Genomic DNA, 17,758 nt, shown 5'->3' on the forward strand with positions numbered 1-17,758 from the left:
GGTTCCGTGTGCGCGACCCCGTCGCAGGGAGACGGGGTCACCCCACCGGGCGGCTCCCCCGCGGGAGCCGCCCGGTGAACACCCTTTTCGCCACCGTCCCGGACACCGGCGTCCATCATCTTGTCAGGGGCATGATCTTCTCCTACAGTCCCAGCGGAGAACGGAATGGGAGCGCTCCCAAAAGCCATCGGCGCGCCCTGCCCCCCACCCATCGCGGAGGACCCGCATGCAACCGTCATCTCTCCAAGCCCGCAGGGCGCGCGCCCTGATCGGTGCGCTGCTCACCTCACTCGTCGCGCTGGCAGCGCTTCTCACCGGCGCTTCGGCGTCCCACGCCGACACGACGATCTGCGAGGCGTTCGGCTCCACCACGATCAAGGGCCGCTACGTCGTGCAGAACAACCGCTGGGGCACGAGTGCCGCCCAGTGCATCACCGTCACGGACTCGGGCTTCAGGATCGCCCAGGCCGACGGATCCGTCCCGACGAACGGCGCCCCGAAGTCCTACCCGTCCGTGTACAACGGCTGCCACTACACCAACTGTTCGCCCGGCACCAACCTCCCGGCCCGGCTCAACACCATCTCCGACGCCCCCACGGGCATCTCCTACAGCTACGTGGGCGGTGCGGCCTATGACGCCGCCTACGACATCTGGCTGGACCCGACGCCCCGCACCGACGGCGTGAACCGCACCGAGATCATGATCTGGTTCAACCGCGTGGGGGCGGTGCAGCCGGTGGGCTCGCCGGTCGGTTCCGCCACCGTCGCCGGACGCCAGTGGCAGGTGTGGTCCGGCAACAACGGCACCAACGACGTCCTGTCCTTCGTGGCCCCGTCGGCGATCGACAGCTGGAACTTCGACGTGATGGACTTCGCCCGGAACGCCGTCTCCCGCGGACTCGCCCAGAACGACTGGTATCTGACGAGCATTCAGGCGGGCTTCGAGCCATGGCAGAACGGCGCGGGCCTGGCGGTGACCTCGTTCTCCTCGACCGTGAACCTCGGCGGCAGCACCCCCGGCGGCCCGGGCGGTCCCAGCGGTCCCGCGGCCTGCAAGGTGACCTATGGCACGAGTGTGTGGCAGGGCGGCTTCACCGCCGACGTCACCGTGGCCAATACGGGTTCCTCGCCGGTCAACGGCTGGAATCTCGCTTTCACACTGCCCGGCGGGCAACGGATCACCAACGCGTGGAACGCGGGCATCTCGCCGTCGTCGGGCGCGGTGACGGCCGCCAACGCGGCGCACAACGCGTACATCGCGCCGGGCGGCCAGGCGTCCTTCGGATTCCAGGCTTCCTACGACGGCGGTTTCGCGAAGCCCGCCGCCTTCAGCCTGAACGGCACTCCCTGCAGCACGGCCTGACGGACCGGCAACGGCCTGTCCGCGTCCGGACTCAGGCCGGCCGTAGGCCGCAGACCGGCCACAGACCGGCCGGCGAACAGCCGAGCACGCACCGGACCCGACTCGCGTCGTGTCCGCCCACCCGGGACCCGCCCCGACGGCCTCCGCGCCGACAGGGCGGGTCCCGTTCTCTTCCCCCTGGACGCCGGACGTCGACCGTTGGAAGGTGGCGGTGAACCCCGGCGGCGCACGGGCCGGTGGACGACGGCGGTGGACGTGGGGCTGCGGCAAGGCCCGAACCAGGCAATGAGCGTGCAGCCCAATCACTCATGAACCACGCGAACCAGACGCCCTCTCGGCCGGCGATGCACGGGGCACATGCGGAAGCCCTGTGCCCCGTTCCGTCGGCCCGTAAGATCGGTGATCTCTTGGGGGAGGTGGTCATGGGCAGGCGACGCCCCGGCACTCCGACGCTGGAAGAGGTGGCCGCTCACGCCGGGGTGGGGCGGGGCACGGTCTCCCGCGTCATCAACAACGCGGCCGGCGTGAAGGACTCGACGCGCCGATCCGTGCAGCGCGCCATCGAGGAACTGGGGTACGTGCCCAATCTCGCGGCCCGCTCCCTGGCCGGGCGGCGAACCGATGCCGTCGCTCTCGTGCTGACGGAGCCCGACTGGAGACTCTTCGCGGAGCCGTTCTTCTCGGAGATCGTCGGTTCGCTGGGCGACGCGCTGGCGGATACCGGGATGCAGCTGATGCTGACCCTGGTCCGGTCCGACGACGAACGCCAGCGCTTCCTGGAGTACGCGCGCGGCGGCCGGGTCGACGGAGTCCTGCTGATGTCCGTGCACGCCGGGGACCGGCTGCCGGACATGCTCGCCGAGGCGCGGCTGCCGACCGTGATGCTGGGACGCCGCTCGGGCGACGAGTACGTCAGTTACGTGGACGCGGACAACGTGGGCGGCGCGCGCAGCGCCGTCTCCCACCTGCTCTCGCGGGGTCGCTCCGTGATCGCCACCGTCACCGGGCCGCTGGACATGTACGCCGCCCGATGCCGACTGCGCGGCTACCAGGACGCACTGGCGCTTGCGGGCCTGGACAGCGAGCCGTCCCTGATCGCCGAAAGCGACTTCACGGAGGACGGCGGGCGTAGCGCCATGGCCCGACTGCTCGAACGGCACCCGGAGATCGACGGCGTCCTCGCCGCGTCGGACACCACGGCGGCCGGGGCGCTGCAGGCACTGCGCGCCGCGGGCCGGCGGGTGCCGGAGGACGTCGCGGTGATCGGTTTCGACGACTTTCCGCTGGCTCAGCGCACCGAGCCACGCCTGACCACCGTGCGTCAGCCGCTGGAGGAGATGGGCCGGGCCATGATCCGACTCCTGCTGGAGGACATGGAGGAGCCGTCGGTGGCCTACCGCCACGTCATCCTCCGGACGGAACTGGCGGTCCGTGAATCAGCCTGACGCGGAACGAACGGGAGCGGGGCGGGAGCATGCCGGGAGCGCTCCCAATCGCCGGTGACGACCGCATCCGCCGGTCCGGTCCGGTGTCCGCGTCCGCGTCCGGATCACCGGATCGCACAGTCCTCGTCATCGGCAGCGGACGGCGGTCGGGCGACGCAGGGTGCGTCTCCCGACCGCCGTCCGCGCGCGGGTCTCCGCCCGGTCGCCGGGTTCGGCGGCGACCGTCAGCCGCCTTCCCGCCCCGGCCGGTGCCCCGCGGCCCGGGCAGGTTCGCTCGTCCTCGGGGCCCGGCGAGCGGATCCCGTCGTCGCCCCCGGGCGGCTTCCTCTCTCCTGGAGCGTCGGCCGGCTCGGAGGCGTCTCCCGCCGGGCTACCGCGGGGCGGTCACAGCGGCGCCGCGCGTGAACTGCCACCAGTTGACGTTGAACAGGTAGCCGCTGCCGCCGGTGAACCGCAGATAGAGATCCTGGGTTCCCGTCGCGCCGCTGACCGGGCAGGTCACCGTCGTCCAGGTCTGCCAGCCGCCCGTGTTCGGCACGACGCACCGGCCCACGACCGTCCCGCTCGCCGAGCCCAGGCGCAGTTCGACGGTGCCACCGCTGTTGGCCGAGGACACGCGCGCGGCGAAGGAGGACGCGCCCGACCCGAAGGCGACGCCCTTGACCTTGACGTAGTCACCGTTGTCGATCCAGCCGACGTCCATGCCGCCTTCGCCCGACGGTTCGGTCTCGATCCCGGACTCCCAGGCGACCGTCTCGGCCTCCTGGCGTACGTACGGGTCGAGGGGGCCGGCCTGGGGCGCGCCCGTGGTCGTCATGTTGATCGTCGGGATCGTGCCGTCGGCGTTGTAGGAGAACTTCTCCACCGCGACCGAGCGGGTGAAGCCGCCGCCGCCCGGCAACGCGCCGTTGTGGTAGAAGAAGTACGAGTTCCCCTTGAAGTCCACGATCCCCGGGTGGTTGGTGAAGCTGCCGCCCTGGGTGGGCATGATCGTCCCCCGGTAGGTCCAGGGTCCGGTGGGGCCGGGCGCCGTGGAGTAGGCGATGAACTCCGAGCAGCACTTGGCCGCGAACACCATGTAGTAGAGGCCGTTGCGCTTGTAGAACCAGGGGCCTTCCTCGAACAGCGTGGGGCGGTTGGAGTCGCCGGTGCGAGCGCCGAACCCGGCGGTGGTGAGCGGGATCTTGGTGGGGCTGCCCGAGTAGGACGTCATGTCGGCGTTCAGCCGGACGTACCAGAGGTTCGGGTTGCCCCAGTACAGGTAGGCCTGGCCGTCGTCGTCGACGTAGACCGTCGGGTCGAACTCGCCGTTCTCCACCAGCGGGTGGCCGAGGGCGTCCCGGAACGGTCCGGTCGGGCTGTCCCCCACCGCGACGCCGATGGCCATGCGGCCGGTCGCCCTGTTCGTGACCGGCACGTACCAGTAGAAGCGGCCGTTGCGCTGCACGGCCTGTCCCGCCCAGGCGTCCGAGGACGCCCAGCTGAACGTGGTCAAGCTGAGCGGTGAGCCGTGGTCGGTCCAGTTGACCATGTCGGCCGAGGACCACACCCGCCAGTCCTTCATGGTGAAGTAGGTGGAGCCGTCCTCGTCGTGTCCGGTGTAGAGGTAGACCCGGCCGTTGTAGACCAGCGGAGCCGGGTCGGCGGTGTAGACGTGCTGCACGATCGGGTTGTCGGCCCTGGCCGCGGTGGGCTGCAGCGCGGCGGGGACCACGGCGAACGCCAGCAGGAGGCCCACCACCCAGGCGACCGCCCGGGTGAGCCTCGTGCCGGCGGTGGGCGACGGCCTGGTGGGCGTCATCCTGACCTCCGGGGGACGGTGGGCGGCGGGCGGGCTGACGGTCTGTGCGACGGCGCTCATGTGCGGCTCCACTTCTGGCCGGCCCGGCCGTCGCAGCTCCACAGGACCAGCGGGGTGCCGTTGGCGGTGCCGGCCCGGTCGACGTCGAGGCACAGGCCCGCGTGGACGTTGCGGATCGATCCGTCGGAGCCGACGGTCCACTTCTGGTTGTCCTGGCCGTTGCAGGGCCACGTGATGACCCGGGTGCCGTTGACGGTTCCCCCGTCGTAGGCGTCGAGGCACTTGTCACCGAAGACGCGGATCTCGCCGCCCGCCCAGGTGGTCCACAGCTGGTTGGCCGCCGTGTGGCAGTCCCAGAGCAGCACCGTGGCTCCGGCTGCGGTGGAGGCGTTGTCCACGTCCACGCAGCGGCCGGAGCCGTTGCCGCGCATCCGCGCGGTGGTGGCGGCCAGCGGGCTGCCCCCGCTCACCCTGAACACGGCCACGCCGTGCGCGGGAACACTCGCCGAGATCTGCCCGGACGTGCTCGACGTGCCGCCGGTCCACAGGTCCGTGAGGGTGAACTGCCCTCCGGACAGGCCGACTTGCGCCGCAGTGGTGGCGACCGTCGCGGCGCCTGCCCCGCGGTTGAACAGACCCACCGCGACCGATCCGTCGGACAGGGGCTTGGCGAACACCTCGGTGTTGCCGTCGTCGCGCACTCTGCGCCCGCCCGCGCCCAGCGGATCCTGGTCCACCGCCAGCAGCCGCGGGTTGCGCAGGATCGCGCTCACGTCGGCGGACATGGTGCGGATGTCGTTGCCGGCCATGAGCGGGGAGCCCATCAGGGCCCAGAGGGCGAAGTGGGAGCGGGACTCGGTCAGTGACAGGCCGGGGCGCCCGACGACCAGCATGTCGGGGTCGTTCCAGTGACCGGGACCCGCCTGCGCCGCCAGCGGAGCGGTGACGTCGAGGACGTTGCCGACGCCCATCGGATAGCTGTTGGTGTTGCCGTTCTGCCAGATGTCGAGCAGATCCTCCGTCGTCCGCCACAGGTCGGCGACCTCGCCCCAGTTGTACGTGGCGCCGGTGATGGCGTGGAAGCTGTTGGGGTTGATGCTGTAGACGATCGGCCGCCCGGTGGCGCGCAGGGCGTCGCGCATGAGCGTGAACCGCGCGACCTGCTCGTCACGCGTGCCGCTCGACGAGCACCAGTCGTACTTGAGGTAGTCCACGCCCCAGGAGGCGAACGTGGCGGCGTCCTGGGCCTCGTGGCCCCTGCTGCCCGTCGATCCGGGGTAGGCGCCGCTGGTCTGCGCGCAGGTGCGTTCGCTCGGCACCTGGTAGATGCCGAACTTCAGGCCCTTGCCGTGGATGTAGTCCCCGAGCGCCTTCATCCCGCTAGGGAACTTGGCCGAATTCGCCCGCAGGTTGCCCGCCGCGTCCCGCTGCGGGTCGAACCAGCAGTCGTCGACCACGACGTACCGGTAGCCGGAGTCCCGCATGCCCGAGGACGCCATCGCGTCGGCGGCCTGGCGGACCTGCGCCTCGGTGACCCCGCACCCGAAGCTGTTCCAGCTGTTCCAGCCGAGCGGCGGGGTGAGCGCCGGGCTGCCGGGCGCGGCCGTGGCCGGGGCCGTGGAGTGGGCGACGACCGTGAACGACGCGGTGAGCGTCAGCGCGGCGGCCGCCAGGAGGTCGAGCAGTCGTCTGCCTGATCTGGGCACTCGGCTTCCCTTCCGGGGGTGAGGGCGCCGAGGGGTGGTCACCGGCGGCGCCGGGAGAAACACTGAGAAACACTGAGAGACGGTGAGAGTCACGGAGAGACAGTGGATGACTGGTACGGCGGAGGCTCAGATGTCATGCATATGACATCGCGTAGGTCGTTCGAAATTTCGATTGGATTTCGGAATGCTGACCTCACGGATGTTAGAGAGCCTGCCGAGCGTGTCAACACGATCGTCGAGCCAACCGCCCCATCCATCCCCCGCGGGCCATCCACGACAGCACGAGCTCCCGAAACATTTCGATGTCGTATACGAATCATTCGAGGCGGATTGACGGGATCTGTCGGCGCCCCCGGTGTCCGCATGACCCCTCGGGATGACGAGCAGTGATCACCGTTCCCTCGCCCTGAAGACCCTTTCGACGCAGGCGGTGATGAATTCATCAGAGCTGCTACGTCATGGTCCCCCCGGTTAGACTCGGCGCATGCCTACGTCAGCCCCGCCCGGCAACCGGTTCGAGCGACGCCGTGCCGAAACCCGCCGTGCGCTCATTCGCGCGGCCCGGCAGATTCTCGCCGAGACCGGGGACGGCAGCGCCAGCATCCAGGTGATCGCCGAGCGCGCCGACGTCGGCTTCGGCTCCTTCTACAACCACTTCCAGTCGAAGACCGAGCTGTTCGACACGGCCGTCGTGGACGCGCTGGAGGAGTTCGGCCAGAACTTCGACGAACGACTGACAGGGATCGACGACCCGGCGGAACTCGTCGCGGCGGGCTTCCGGCTCAGCGCCCGCATGGCCGACTCCCACCCGGAACTGATGCAGGTCCTGCGCCGGCGCGGCCTCGGCCACATCCACACGGACAACGGTCTGACCCGGCGGGCCGTGCGCGACTTCGAGGCCGGCATGGCCTCCGGCCGCTTCACCACCGTCGACCCGGACGTCGCCCTGTCCGCACTCGGCGGGACCCTGCTGTCCCTGGTCGAGCTGAGATTCGCCCGCCCCGATCTGGACGGCGACGAGTCCGCCGTGAACCTGGCCGAGATGGTCCTGCGCATGCTGGGCGTTCCGCCGGACGACGCCCACGAGGTCGCCCGCCGCCCCCTCCCGGACCCCGCCTGACGGCCGACCGCCCGCTCACGGACCGGCTCACTCAGGCAGTCGGCCAGTGGGTCAGTCGGTCCGTCGGTCGATCTTGCGGATCCGCCGGTCGAGCATCCTCCGCCTGCCCATCCCGGCCGTTCTCGGACCGGCCCGGCTCCCCGCGTACGAGGCCCCGTGCCTGCCGGGCAGGCGCACGGGCGTCGGGCGGCTCGTCGCCGAACTCGTCCGGACCGGCTCCGGCGGACGGGTTCTGGGCCGGATGCGGTACCGGATGCAGTACCGGATGCAGTATCGGCTGCTTGCTCGTTCGCTCTTCGGGTAGTGCGTTTGAATGAGCATTGCATGTGAATTGCCTCGGGCTTACTGAAAGAGACTCGTTCGTGACGCACCTCGACGGCGCCGACAACGATCAGGCGAAGGGGCCGGGCCATGGCCCTCGGGCCGCCGCCCGGGAGATCGCCGACGCCGTGGAGAGCCTGACGGATCTGTGGACGGTGGCCGCCCAGGAGTCGACACCGCGGTTGTCCCTGCACCAGCTCAAGGCGTTGCGGGCCGTCGCGGAGGCGCCGGGGCTGAATCTCACGGCGTTGGCGGAGCGGCTGGACATCGGGATGCCGACGGCCAGCCGGCTCTGCGACCGCCTCGAAGCGGCCGGCCTGCTGGAACGCGGGACCCATCCGTTCAGCCGCCGCGAGGTGCAACTGCGCCTGACCCTGCCCGGCCGGCAGGTGCTGAACGACGTGGCCGGACGTCGCGCGCAGGCTCTGGCCGCCGTGCTGGGGCTGATGGAACCGGCCGACACGATCGCGCTGCGGCGGGGGTTGCAGGCCCTGCACACCGCGCGCGATGCCGGCCGGTCGCGCCCTGCGGATCCGGACGGTCGGTGACGGCGGCCGCCGGCACGCCTGTAGGCCCGTTACGCTCCGCCGCTCCGCCCGCTCCGGCCGTTCCAGTCGAGGCAGACGACCGCGGCGTCGGCGGCGAGTTCCTTGCTGCCGAAGTGTTCGATCAGACCGGAGACGACGGCGCGCGCGGCTTCGTGCGGGGACTCCCGGCGGGTGGCGCTCAGCGTCTGCCGCAGGGCTCGTTCCCCGAAGGATCCGCCGTCGGCGGCGCGTGCGCCGTGCACGCCACTGCTGACCACGATCAGCCGGTCGCCCGGTTCCACGTGGAAGGTCTGCTCTTCGTAGAGGGTCTCCTCGAACATGCCCAGCGGGAGCTGCGCCTCGAGCTCGATCTGCTCGACGGTGTCGTCGCGCAGGCGGTAGAGCTGGGGCGAGCCGGCGTCGACGGCGCGGACGACGCCGGTGTCCAGGTCGAACCGCAACAGCAGGGTCGAGGCGTACGACTTGCCGCCGTACTGGGCGAAGAGGGCCTGGTCCGCGAGGCAGGCCTGGTCCGCGAGCCCGATGCCGGCGCGGCGTGCGTTGCGCAGGGCGCCGACGGCGAGGCTGGTGAGCAGGGAGGCGTGGATGCCCTGGCCCATGCCGTCGGTGACGGTGAGGATGAGGTGGTCGGCGCCGGTCGACCAGTCGAAGTTGTCGCCGCCGATGGTGTAGGCGGGCTCCAGGTGGGCGCCGATCACGTACTCCTGGCGGGCGCAGCCGCGGCCGGGCAGCAGCTGCCACTGCATCTCGGCGGCCAGGGTCAGGCGTCGCGTGCGGCGGGCCTGCAGGTAGAGGTCGGTGTCGCGGCCGGCGGTGGCGACCTCGTGGGCGAGGGCGGTGGCGAAGTCGGTGAGCCGGAGCACGGTGGCCGGGTCGGTGGCGCTGCTGGGCAGGCGGACGGACAGGACGCCCAGCCGGTCGCCGCGGACGGTGAGGGGCAGATGGACGACGTGTGTCGGCGTCGAGCCGTCGGGGACCTCGACGACCGGCGCCTGGCTGATGAAGGCGCGCCCGACCGGCCCGTCGTGAGCGGCGACCGGCTCCTCGGTGTGCGGCAGGTGGGTGACCGCTTGCAGGACGCTCAGCCCGTAGTCGGCCACCAGCAGGGTCACCTCCTCGGCGCCGACGCGGTCGGTCAGGAGGCGGCGGGCGGTGGCGACCAGTTCATGGGGCGCAGCGGCGCGAAGTCGGCTTTCCGCGGACGGAACCGGTTCAGACATGTTCACGGCATCCACTCTCTCCCCCTACTGCCTCCACACTATCGCCATGCCCACCCCTCCCCGGCTGCGGGGAATCCACGACGGGCGGGCTCGTCGGACGGCTGTTCCCGCCGGCTCGCACCGGCCGCCCCGCCACGCCGTGGGAACGGGTGATCACCGGCGTCCGGGCGGGGGCTCGCCTGCGAGCCGTCACTGCCGCCCGCGCCAGTCCAGGCAGACCACCAGAGCGTCGTCGTTCGGCGCGGTCCGGCCTCGGTGGCCCGTCAGCTCCCGCAGGACGGCCCGGGGGACCTCGGCGGCCGACAGCAGCCGGGTCGACAGGATCGCGCGGGCGAGGGCGTCGTCCCCGTACGTCTCCCCTCCGGGGGAAGCGGCCTGGTAGACCCCGTCGCTGACGAAGATGAGGCGGTCGCCCGGCTCTACCTGGAAGTCCTGCGCCAGGTAGTCGGTCTCCTCGAACATGCCCAGCGGCAGCTGCGCCTCGAAGGCGACGCGCTCCACCGTGCCGTTGCGCAGGCGCATGAGCTGCGGCGAGCCTGCGTCCACCACCCGGGCGCGTCCGCTGGCGAGGTCGAAGTCGAACATGAGGACCGACAGGTAGCAGCGGCCCCGGTAGTGGGCGTAGATCGCCTGATCGGCGAGGGCCGCCTGGTCGGGGAGGGAGATGCCGGCCCGCCGGGCATTGCGCAGGGCGTTGACCGCCAGGTTCGTCAGCAGGGAGGCCTCGATCCCCTCGCCCATGCCGTTGGACACGTACAGCGTCAGCCGGTCGGCGGTCGCCGACCAGTCGAAGTTGTCGCCGAAGATCGCGTAGGCGGGCTCCAGTTGGGCCCCCAGCTCGTACTCCGGCCGAACGCAGGAACGGCCGGGAAGCAGCTGCCACTGCATCTCGGCGGCCAGGGTCAGCCGGTCCTTGCGCCGGGCCTGCAGGTAGAGGTCCGTGTCCCGTTCGGCCACGACCACCTCGTGTGCGAGCACATCGGCGATCTCCGTCAGCTCGGTGAGGCAGTCCCGGGCGTGCTCCTCGCCCACAACGGTCACCGACAGGACGCCCAGCCGGTCCCCCCGCACCGTCACGGGCAGGTGCACACGCACCCGGCCCTGCGGAAGGCCTTCGAGATGCGGCTCCTGAGCGCCGAAGGCGCGGCCGGCCGGGCTGTTGTGCACCGGAACCGGCTCGAGGGTGTCCGGCAGCACGGACACCGGCTGCAACACGGTCAGACCGTAGTCGGCCAAGAAGAGCTCGACCGAAGCCGCCGCGTACTCCTCGCAGAGCACGCGGCGGACCGCGTCGAGCAACTCGTGGGGCGCCGCCGTACGCAGAGCGCGCTCGGCGGTCACGAATCTGTTCACGGTTGTCAATACACCCATCTTTCGTCGGACGTTCGCAGGTCCCCTGTGCACGGGGCGAAGCCGTTCCGTACGGCCGCACCCGGATCCGGTCCGGCTACGGCCGGTCACCGGCCGCCCGGTACGCGGCGGTCATCCCGGCGCCTGCGAGAATGAGACTGTGAATTCCTTCCGCCCCCGCCCTGAGCCGGACGAGGTCGCCCGCGTGGCCTCCACGGCCGCGGAGCTGCTGGAGGTGTTGTGGGGCCGGGCCACGACGGCGCCCGTGTCTGCGTCGCAGTTGCGCGTGCTGCTCGTCCTCGAACATCGCGAAGGCGTCAGCCTGCGCACCCTCACCGAGGCGCTCGCCTCCACGCCGCCGTCGACCAGCCGGCTGTGCGACCGTCTGCAGGCGGCCGGCTTCGTCGAGCGCGTGGTGAGCCCGGCAGACCGGCGCGAGGTGCGCCTGCACCTCAGCGGCCAGGGCCATGCGTTCCTCGCCGATCTGCGCACGCGCCGCGAGAGCGCGCTGCAGGCGGTGCTGGACCAGATGCCCGCCATCCAGCGGACCGCGCTCCTGCAGGGACTCGAAGCGTTCTGCGACGCGGCGGCAGCGCAGATACACGACGACGCCCAGGGTTCCGGAACGCGCACAGCCTGAGCGGCCAGCAGCCGACTTCTCACCTGCCGCCCGCCGTTCGACGCCGGTGTTCAGCGAACGGAGCGGACTCCGCCCACTGGAACATCCACATCCTTCCCCCTGCACGTCCGGCCTCCACTTTCTTGCCTCACGGCTATAGTTGTCAAACGGCAACTGTCCTGGTGAGTTCTTCTGCCTCCGGAAACCGGTTACCCCCTGATGCCGCGGCCTTCGGCGCCTGTGGGCAAAATCTCGGCGGAAGAGCGAAGCGAACGGCGGCAGCGAAGCCGTACGCCGCGGGACCCACGGGCCGCTGTCCGGTGGCGCTGCGTCAGGTGGCTGTGCGGGCCCCTCCGGGGGCAGGGAGGCCGCCGGGGCTGATCGCCTCGGCCACCTCGCCCAGATCGTCGTCCAGCTGGTGGCCGCGTCCGGGCAGCCGGTGCACCTGCGCCTGCGGAATGACGCGGGCGTAGAGGTCGGCGTGCGACGGTGGGACGGTCTCGTCCGCCAGTCCGTGGAACACGTGCACCCGCGCGCCGGGGGGCAGTCGTGCGCCGAGGTCGCCGGGGAGCTCGAACTCGTCGCCGGGCCAGCCGCCTCGGCCGACGAACGGGGCGGCGATCAGCACGATCACGGCCGGCCCGGACCTGGGCGGCCGCTCCGCCAGCGCGTGGACGAGGATCGTCCCGCCCACCGAATGGCCGACCACGATCGCGCCGTCCCCCAGCTCCGCCAGCTCGCGGTGGACGGCCGGGGCCCACCGCGCGGGACTCGGGTCGCCCTCGTCGGGCATGCGCGGGTAGCGGACCTCGTACCCGTCCCCGAGCTCTCGCCTCAGGCTGTCGACCAGCTTGTCGTCCCATGCGTCGTGCGCGCCCTCGCCGCCGCCCTGAATGAACAAGATCTGCCGGATCGCTGTCATGTGGTCGACCTTCCCACCGTCGTGGTGATCCGGCAGGCCGAGACCGCCCGCCACTCCCCCGGGCACCTCCGGTGGGTTGCGCCGGCGCCAGTAGCAGCCCGCGCGCAGCCCCTCTCCCCGGCCGCCAAGGCCCCTGCGCGGCACAGCAGTTGACGGCCGGTGAGTCCGAGCGGCTCGGCTATGCTCGGGCCCGTTCGAACGTAGGACGAGCCGTCGAACACACAGCGAGCGAGCGACGCCGGTGGGCAGCGCCCAGCCCTCCGAAAGGGAACCGTGAGAGAGCACGTGATACCGGGACATGGCGACGATCCGTCGGCGACACGTGCGGGGAGCGGCCCGGAGCGACTGATCGCCGGCCGGTATCTCCTCCAGGACGTTCTCGGCCGGGGCGGGATGGGCACCGTGTGGCGCGCCCACGACCGGTTGCTGGATCGCCCGGTCGCCGCCAAGGAACTGCACATCCTCACCCATGGCGACGAGGAGCACCGCATACGGATGCGACGCGCCGTGCGGGAGGCCCGCGCGGTGGCCCGGGTGCCGCACCCGCACGTGGTCGGCGTCCATGACCTCGTCGAGTCCGAGGACCGGCTGTGGATCGTCATGGAACTCGTCGACGGGCCCTCGCTGGCCCACCATGTGGCCCGTTCCGGGCCGCTCACCCCGCAGCACGCGGCCGTCCTCGGTCTGCAGGTGCTCGACGCGCTGGAGGCCGTGCACGCGGCCGGCACCCTGCACCGTGACGTCAAACCCGCCAACGTCCTGCTGCGCCGCGACGGCAACGCCGTCCTCACCGACTTCGGCATCGCGGCCCTGGACGACGGCGAGTTCCTGACCAGCACCGGCCAACTGGTGGGCTCCCTGGAGTTCATGGCGCCCGAGCGGGTGACGGGATCGCAGACCGGCCCGGCGTCCGACCTGTGGTCCCTCGGCGCGACGCTCGCCACCGTGTGCGGCGGCAAGTCCCCCTTCCACAGACCGGGAGGTCCCGCGACGCTGCACGCGGTGGCCTACGACGAACCCGTTCTGTCGGAACGGCTCGGCCCGCTGCTGCCGGTCGTCGAGGCGTTGCTGCGCAAGTCCCCGCACGAGCGCCCCTCGGCGGCCGGCGCGCGTGCCGCGCTGCGGCGCGTCGCGGCCGGAGAGGCCGACGCCGGGCCGTTGCCGTCGGCGACCGCGCGCGTGGCGCGGCCTTCGTCGGCGTCGGCCGACTCGGACACCGTGACCGGCGGTCACGGGCGACTCGTCCCCGCCGGGGAGGCCGTGCCGACGGCGCAGCAGACCGCGCCGCCGCGGCCCTCGCCCACCCGGCCGTCCGGCTCGGCGGGGCGCAAGCGGCTGTGGTGGGCGCTCGCCGGTACGGCGGTGCTGGCGGCCGGCGCCGGAGGAGGCCTGGTCGTCACCGGGGTGCTGCCGCTCAAGAAGGGGCCGCGGACGACGACCGTCAGCCAGGTCGTCCAGTCGGCGACCGGCTGGCAGCCGGTGGCCGGAGCGGTCGTCCGGCGGGGAGACCAGGTCACCGTCCGGTTCGTCTCGGGACAGTGGACGGCCGACCACCGGAACATGCCCATGACCGGGCCGGCCGGCTACGACGCGGACACCGACAGGCTGCTGGACGGCGCGAAGGACTGCAAGGTCAAGCCCGCGGCGCCGTTCGGCGCTCTGCTCGCCGTCCTCGCCGGCGACAAGGACTTCCCCGTGCACGCCGTGGGCAGGGAGCTCACGTTCAAGGCCACCGGGGACGGCACCCTGCAACTGGGCATGAACGACACCGCCGGTTCATGCTCCGACGACAACAGGGGCATGCTGAACGTGAAGGTGAGCATCGTCCACCGGGGCTGACCGGCACCCCTGCCCCGGGACCGCCCCGACATAGTAGCCATGTAACGTATTCCGTATGAGCGAGAGCAGGGATTCCGAACGGGCCACTCCCGGGTTTCTGGTGTGGCGTCTGTCCACGAAGTGGCGTGTGGCGGTCGACCGGGCGGTCGCGCCCCTGGGGCTCACCCACGCGCAGTACTCGCTGGTCGCTTCGCTGTACGGCATGCAGCGCGACGGCGAACGCCCCAGCCAGCGCCGCCTCGCCGACCACACCGGACTGGAGCCGCTCTACGTCTCCAAGCTCGCGCGCGCCCTGGAGTCCGCGGAACTGATCGAGCGCACCCGGGATCCACGCGACCCCCGGGCGGTCCAACTCGCCCTCACCGAGCGGGGGGAGGACGTCACCCGACGGGCCGTGCAGGTCGTCCACGGGCTGCTCGAGCAGTTGCTGGAACCGCTGGGCGGGCTGGACGGCGCGCGCGCCCGGACGCTCACCGGCGAGCTCACGGCCCTGCTCGACGTACCGCTCGACCTCTCGCACGCCCCCTCTCACGACCTCCCGGACGACCTTTCGGCCGGGGCGACGGAGAAGACCGTCTGACCCGGCGGCCCTCCGCGCCGCTCCGCCGGTCCCCCCGTGCCACCCTTCGCCAGGTGCTGGAATATTCAACCAATCGGTCCGGTTGTCGGCGTCGAAGGAGGTCACCAGTGGACACGACCTACGAGACGACGACGACCGACGCCACCGTGTACTACGCCCACGGAACCCCGGCCGAGCGGTGGGAGCGGGCGCAGCTGTTCTTCGGCGCGAAGGAGTACACCGCCGCCGCGCGGGTGCTCGTGGGGCTGGTCGAGGAGGAGCCGGAGCAGACCGGACCGCGGCTGCTGCTGGCCCGCGCCTACTACCACTCCGCCCAACTGCGCCGCGCCGAGGCCGAGTTGCGAGTGATCGTCGAGCGTGAACCGGTGGAGCAATACGCGCGGCTGATGCTGGGGCGCACCCTTGAGCGGCAGGGGCGGCACGAGGAGGCGGGACCGCAACTGCGGCTGGCCGCCGCCCTGTCCGGGGAGTTCCCGCAGGACTGACCCCCTGCGGGCGCGGACGGCACGTGCGGCGCAACCGGTACCGAGGTGCGGGCGGCGCGGACGATGCCGGCGATATGAGCGGTGGCGGTCCAGGGGCAGCCCGTGAGGCGGGCTCCCTGGACCGCACGCGCTCAGGCCGCCCGGCGGCGGTGTGCGATCTCTCCGAGGACGACGTCCACGACGATGAAACCCGCGAGCGGGATGCCCAGCAGCGGGACGAAGTAGCCGACCACGGCGACCGCCGCCATCAGCGGGACGAGGACGTACGGGGGAACCTTGGCCCAGGCGCCGCGCGGGACGGGCCGGCCGAAGGAGGAGCCGCGGCCGCGCCGCCACCACATCAGGTAGCCCAGCACGATCAGCAGGATCAGACCGAGCGCGAGGAGCATCAGCGCGATCTGGTTGACCAGCCCGAACAGGACGCCGGTGTGCAGGTCGATGCCCCAACGGGTCAGCTTGGCGAGGAGCGGGTGGTCGGCGAAGCGGAGGACGTCGGTGACCTCGCCGGTGGCCGGGTCGACCGCGACGGCGTCCTGCTTCTCGGGCCAGCTGCGCTGCACCTGCTTGACCACGTACGCGGAGGACGCCTCCGCGGGCGGGACGATCTCCACCGGGTCGCCCAGCCCCTCGGCTCGCGCGGCGGCGAGGATCTTGTCGAGGCCGACGCCGTGCTCGGCGTCGCCGCCGCTGCCGGAGGCGCTGGCATGGCCGGCGTGGTCGCCGCCGCTCGCGGCCGCCGAGACCGACGGGGTGGACTGGCCCAGGGAGGTGCGCAGTTCGTCGATGTTCGCGCCCGCGTAGGTCGACCAGGTCAGTCCGGTCGCGGACAGGAAGAGGAAGCCGACGGCGGCCCACGCGCCGATCGTGCCGTGCAGGCCGAGCGTGCGGCGCCGTCCGCTCGTGCCGCGCACCCTGCGCAGGGCGCGACGGCGGGAGAACCACAGCACGAGGCCCCCGCCCGCGATCACCCACAGCCAGCTGGCGGCGAACTCGCTGTACAGACGTCCGTTCTCGCCGAGGTGCAGATCCCGGTGGAACTCGTCGATCCAGGTGCGCAGGGGCAGTGCCCCGGTCGAGCCGTACTGCTCCAGGGCGCCGCGCACCTGGCCCGTGTACGGGTCGACGAAGACGGCCAGGGTGTGGGTCGCGTCGACTCCCTTGACGCCCGAGAGCATCACCCGGGTCGTGGCGTCGTCCTCGGGCGAGGGGCGGACGGCCGAGACCGTGCCCTCGGGGTGGGCCTTGCGGGCCGCGTCCACCTGCGCGGAGACCGGCAGCCTGGTGTCGCCGACCGGCACGGTCATCTCGTGGGCGTACACGAGCTTCTCGGCCTGGAACGCCCCGGCGTAGAGGAACCCGGTGACTGCGGCGACCAGCAGGAAGGGCGCGACGAACACGCCGGCGTAGAAGTGCAGGCGCAGCACCAGCGGGCGCAACGGGGCCCACGGGCCGCGGGACTCGGGCGCGGGAGCCGTCGGCTGCGGGGCCTCGTCCTCGTCCGATGCGGGTCCCTGGGCTCCGGGGGAGCCGAGAGCGGGGGAGGTCGGGGAAGGGGTGGACATCGGCGGGCTTCTCCGGGGTCGAAGGGAGCGTGGGGAGCGGAGTGCGGGAAGCCCTCGGGCGAGGTCTCCCGAGGGCGTTCTTCGGCCGTGACGCTCCAGTAGTCGGGGCGGGACCGACCCGAGTTCCCGCCGTTCGCAGTGACCCGCATCACATGCCGTCGGTCATGGGATGCTGACGGAATGGCAACTCCCCGTCCCCGCGCTCCGCTCGCCGAACGGATCGAGGAACTCCTCGCCCCCGGCGGCCCCTTGCCCATCGTCGCGGCCGGCGACCCGGTTCTGCGGTCCGGCGTCGCACGCTACGACGGCGAGCTCGAACCGGCCCTTCTGGCCCGGTTCGTCGAGGCCCTGCGCGTCACCATGCTCGCGGCGCCCGGCGTCGGCCTGGCCGCACCGCAGGTCGGGGTGGAGCTGCGGATCGCGGTGATCGAGGACCCCGCGCCGGTGCCGGACGAGGTGCGGCTGGCCCGCGGCCGGGTGCCCCAGCCGTTCCGGGTTCTGGTCAACCCGTCGTACGAACAGGCCGGTTCGGGCCGGGCGGCCTTCTTCGAGGGCTGCCTGAGCGTGCCGGGCTACCAGGCGGTGGTGGCCCGGCACGCGGAGGTCCGGCTGACCGGCGAGGACGAGCGGGGGCGCGTGCTGGACGAGGTGTTCACGGGCTGGCCGGCCCGCATCGTGCAGCACGAGACGGACCACCTCGACGGCCTGCTCTACCTCGACCGGGCCGAACTGCGCTCGCTGTCGTCCAACCGGGCGGTGCTGGAACGCTGGGCGCAACCGACCCCGGCCGAGGCGGCGAGCGCCCTCGGCTTCCCCCTGCCGTAGGCGGTTCCGCCGGGGCCCACGCGGGCCGGCCCACGGCGGCCCGGTTGCCGCG

Annotated in this window: 15 protein-coding genes; 9 read left to right on the forward strand and 6 right to left on the reverse strand. The window is 72.0% G+C overall.

Annotated elements, in window-relative coordinates; all coding sequences use genetic code 11:
• Positions 1–226 precede the first annotated feature (226 nt).
• Both Sri02f_RS32735 and Sri02f_RS32740 read left to right on the forward strand, forming a co-directional pair.
• Positions 227–1,363: a glycoside hydrolase family 12 protein gene (locus tag Sri02f_RS32735; protein WP_109004951.1), complete on the forward strand. Its 1,137-nt coding sequence runs from the start codon at positions 227–229 to the stop codon at positions 1,361–1,363.
• A 422-nt stretch (positions 1,364–1,785) separates the two neighbouring features.
• Positions 1,786–2,808, forward strand: a complete 1,023-nt coding sequence (locus tag Sri02f_RS32740) for a LacI family DNA-binding transcriptional regulator (protein WP_109004952.1) — start codon at positions 1,786–1,788, stop codon at positions 2,806–2,808.
• Between the two features lie 370 nt (positions 2,809–3,178).
• Here Sri02f_RS32740 and Sri02f_RS32745 read toward each other — a convergent pair whose 3' ends face one another.
• Positions 3,179–4,609, reverse strand: a complete 1,431-nt coding sequence (locus tag Sri02f_RS32745) for a glycoside hydrolase family 43 protein (protein ID WP_109005086.1) — start codon at positions 4,607–4,609, stop codon at positions 3,179–3,181.
• A gap of 56 nt (positions 4,610–4,665) precedes the next feature.
• Entirely contained in the window at positions 4,666–6,315 is a 1,650-nt protein-coding gene (locus Sri02f_RS32750) for a glycoside hydrolase family 27 protein (protein WP_109004953.1), read from the reverse strand.
• Between the two features lie 484 nt (positions 6,316–6,799).
• Between Sri02f_RS32750 and Sri02f_RS32755 the strand changes: the two genes are divergently transcribed.
• Together Sri02f_RS32755 and Sri02f_RS32765 are read left to right on the forward strand one after the other, a co-directional pair.
• Positions 6,800–7,435: a TetR/AcrR family transcriptional regulator gene (locus tag Sri02f_RS32755; RefSeq protein ID WP_109004954.1), complete on the forward strand. Its 636-nt coding sequence runs from the start codon at positions 6,800–6,802 to the stop codon at positions 7,433–7,435.
• A gap of 362 nt (positions 7,436–7,797) precedes the next feature.
• A complete protein-coding gene (locus tag Sri02f_RS32765; RefSeq protein WP_109004956.1) occupies positions 7,798–8,304 on the forward strand; it encodes a MarR family winged helix-turn-helix transcriptional regulator in 507 nt (168 codons plus the stop codon).
• 29 nt (positions 8,305–8,333) lie between these two features.
• On the opposite strand, the gene Sri02f_RS32770 is transcribed toward Sri02f_RS32765, so the two are convergent.
• Positions 8,334–9,524, reverse strand: coding sequence for a PP2C family protein-serine/threonine phosphatase (locus Sri02f_RS32770; RefSeq protein ID WP_109004957.1), 1,191 nt, complete (start codon positions 9,522–9,524; stop codon positions 8,334–8,336).
• Positions 9,525–9,713: 189 nt separating this feature from the next.
• The gene (locus Sri02f_RS32775) at positions 9,714–10,877 is read right to left on the reverse strand and encodes a PP2C family protein-serine/threonine phosphatase (protein WP_109004958.1); all 1,164 of its coding nucleotides are present in this window, start codon (positions 10,875–10,877) and stop codon (positions 9,714–9,716) included.
• A gap of 157 nt (positions 10,878–11,034) precedes the next feature.
• On the opposite strand from Sri02f_RS32775, the gene Sri02f_RS32780 reads away from it, so the two are divergent.
• On the forward strand, positions 11,035–11,514 hold the full coding sequence (locus Sri02f_RS32780) for a MarR family winged helix-turn-helix transcriptional regulator (RefSeq protein WP_245970915.1): 480 nt from the start codon (positions 11,035–11,037) through the stop codon (positions 11,512–11,514).
• Between the two features lie 310 nt (positions 11,515–11,824).
• Here Sri02f_RS32780 and Sri02f_RS32785 read toward each other — a convergent pair whose 3' ends face one another.
• Positions 11,825–12,415 carry an alpha/beta fold hydrolase gene (locus Sri02f_RS32785; RefSeq protein WP_109005087.1) on the reverse strand — a complete coding sequence of 197 codons (591 nt, stop codon included), beginning with the start codon at positions 12,413–12,415 and terminating at the stop codon, positions 11,825–11,827.
• 273 nt (positions 12,416–12,688) lie between these two features.
• Here Sri02f_RS32785 and Sri02f_RS32790 point away from each other — a divergent pair, with 273 nt between their 5' ends.
• From Sri02f_RS32790 to Sri02f_RS32800, 3 genes are all read left to right on the forward strand, one after another.
• On the forward strand, positions 12,689–14,254 hold the full coding sequence (locus tag Sri02f_RS32790; protein ID WP_159106812.1) for a serine/threonine-protein kinase: 1,566 nt from the start codon (positions 12,689–12,691) through the stop codon (positions 14,252–14,254).
• Between the two features lie 55 nt (positions 14,255–14,309).
• Positions 14,310–14,834, forward strand: a complete 525-nt coding sequence (locus tag Sri02f_RS32795; protein WP_109004961.1) for a MarR family winged helix-turn-helix transcriptional regulator — start codon at positions 14,310–14,312, stop codon at positions 14,832–14,834.
• Between the two features lie 107 nt (positions 14,835–14,941).
• Positions 14,942–15,319: a tetratricopeptide repeat protein gene (locus Sri02f_RS32800; RefSeq protein WP_109004962.1), complete on the forward strand. Its 378-nt coding sequence runs from the start codon at positions 14,942–14,944 to the stop codon at positions 15,317–15,319.
• Positions 15,320–15,450: 131 nt separating this feature from the next.
• On the opposite strand, the gene Sri02f_RS32805 is transcribed toward Sri02f_RS32800, so the two are convergent.
• Positions 15,451–16,881 (reverse strand): PepSY-associated TM helix domain-containing protein, encoded by a 1,431-nt coding sequence (locus tag Sri02f_RS32805; protein ID WP_109004963.1) that lies wholly within the window; start codon positions 16,879–16,881, stop codon positions 15,451–15,453.
• A gap of 180 nt (positions 16,882–17,061) precedes the next feature.
• Between Sri02f_RS32805 and Sri02f_RS32810 the strand changes: the two genes are divergently transcribed.
• Positions 17,062–17,706, forward strand: a complete 645-nt coding sequence (locus Sri02f_RS32810; RefSeq protein ID WP_109004964.1) for a peptide deformylase — start codon at positions 17,062–17,064, stop codon at positions 17,704–17,706.
• Positions 17,707–17,758: the final 52 nt, after the last annotated feature.

Source organism: Streptomyces rishiriensis (assembly GCF_003112535.1).
GTDB classification, from domain to species: Bacteria; Actinomycetota; Actinomycetes; order Streptomycetales; family Streptomycetaceae; genus Streptomyces; species Streptomyces rishiriensis.

Coding starts and splice junctions, on each gene's coding strand:
- Sri02f_RS32735 (WP_109004951.1), top strand. CDS start 227: ATGCAACCGTCATCTCTCCAAGCCCGCAGGGCGCGCGCCCTGATCGGT.
- Sri02f_RS32740 (WP_109004952.1), top strand. CDS start 1,786: ATGGGCAGGCGACGCCCCGGCACTCCGACGCTGGAAGAGGTGGCCGCT.
- Sri02f_RS32745 (WP_109005086.1), bottom strand. CDS start 4,609: ATGACGCCCACCAGGCCGTCGCCCACCGCCGGCACGAGGCTCACCCGG.
- Sri02f_RS32755 (WP_109004954.1), top strand. CDS start 6,800: ATGCCTACGTCAGCCCCGCCCGGCAACCGGTTCGAGCGACGCCGTGCC.
- Sri02f_RS32770 (WP_109004957.1), bottom strand. CDS start 9,524: ATGTCTGAACCGGTTCCGTCCGCGGAAAGCCGACTTCGCGCCGCTGCG.
- Sri02f_RS32785 (WP_109005087.1), bottom strand. CDS start 12,415: ATGACAGCGATCCGGCAGATCTTGTTCATTCAGGGCGGCGGCGAGGGC.
- Sri02f_RS32795 (WP_109004961.1), top strand. CDS start 14,310: ATGAGCGAGAGCAGGGATTCCGAACGGGCCACTCCCGGGTTTCTGGTG.
- Sri02f_RS32805 (WP_109004963.1), bottom strand. CDS start 16,881: ATGTCCACCCCTTCCCCGACCTCCCCCGCTCTCGGCTCCCCCGGAGCC.
- Sri02f_RS32810 (WP_109004964.1), top strand. CDS start 17,062: ATGGCAACTCCCCGTCCCCGCGCTCCGCTCGCCGAACGGATCGAGGAA.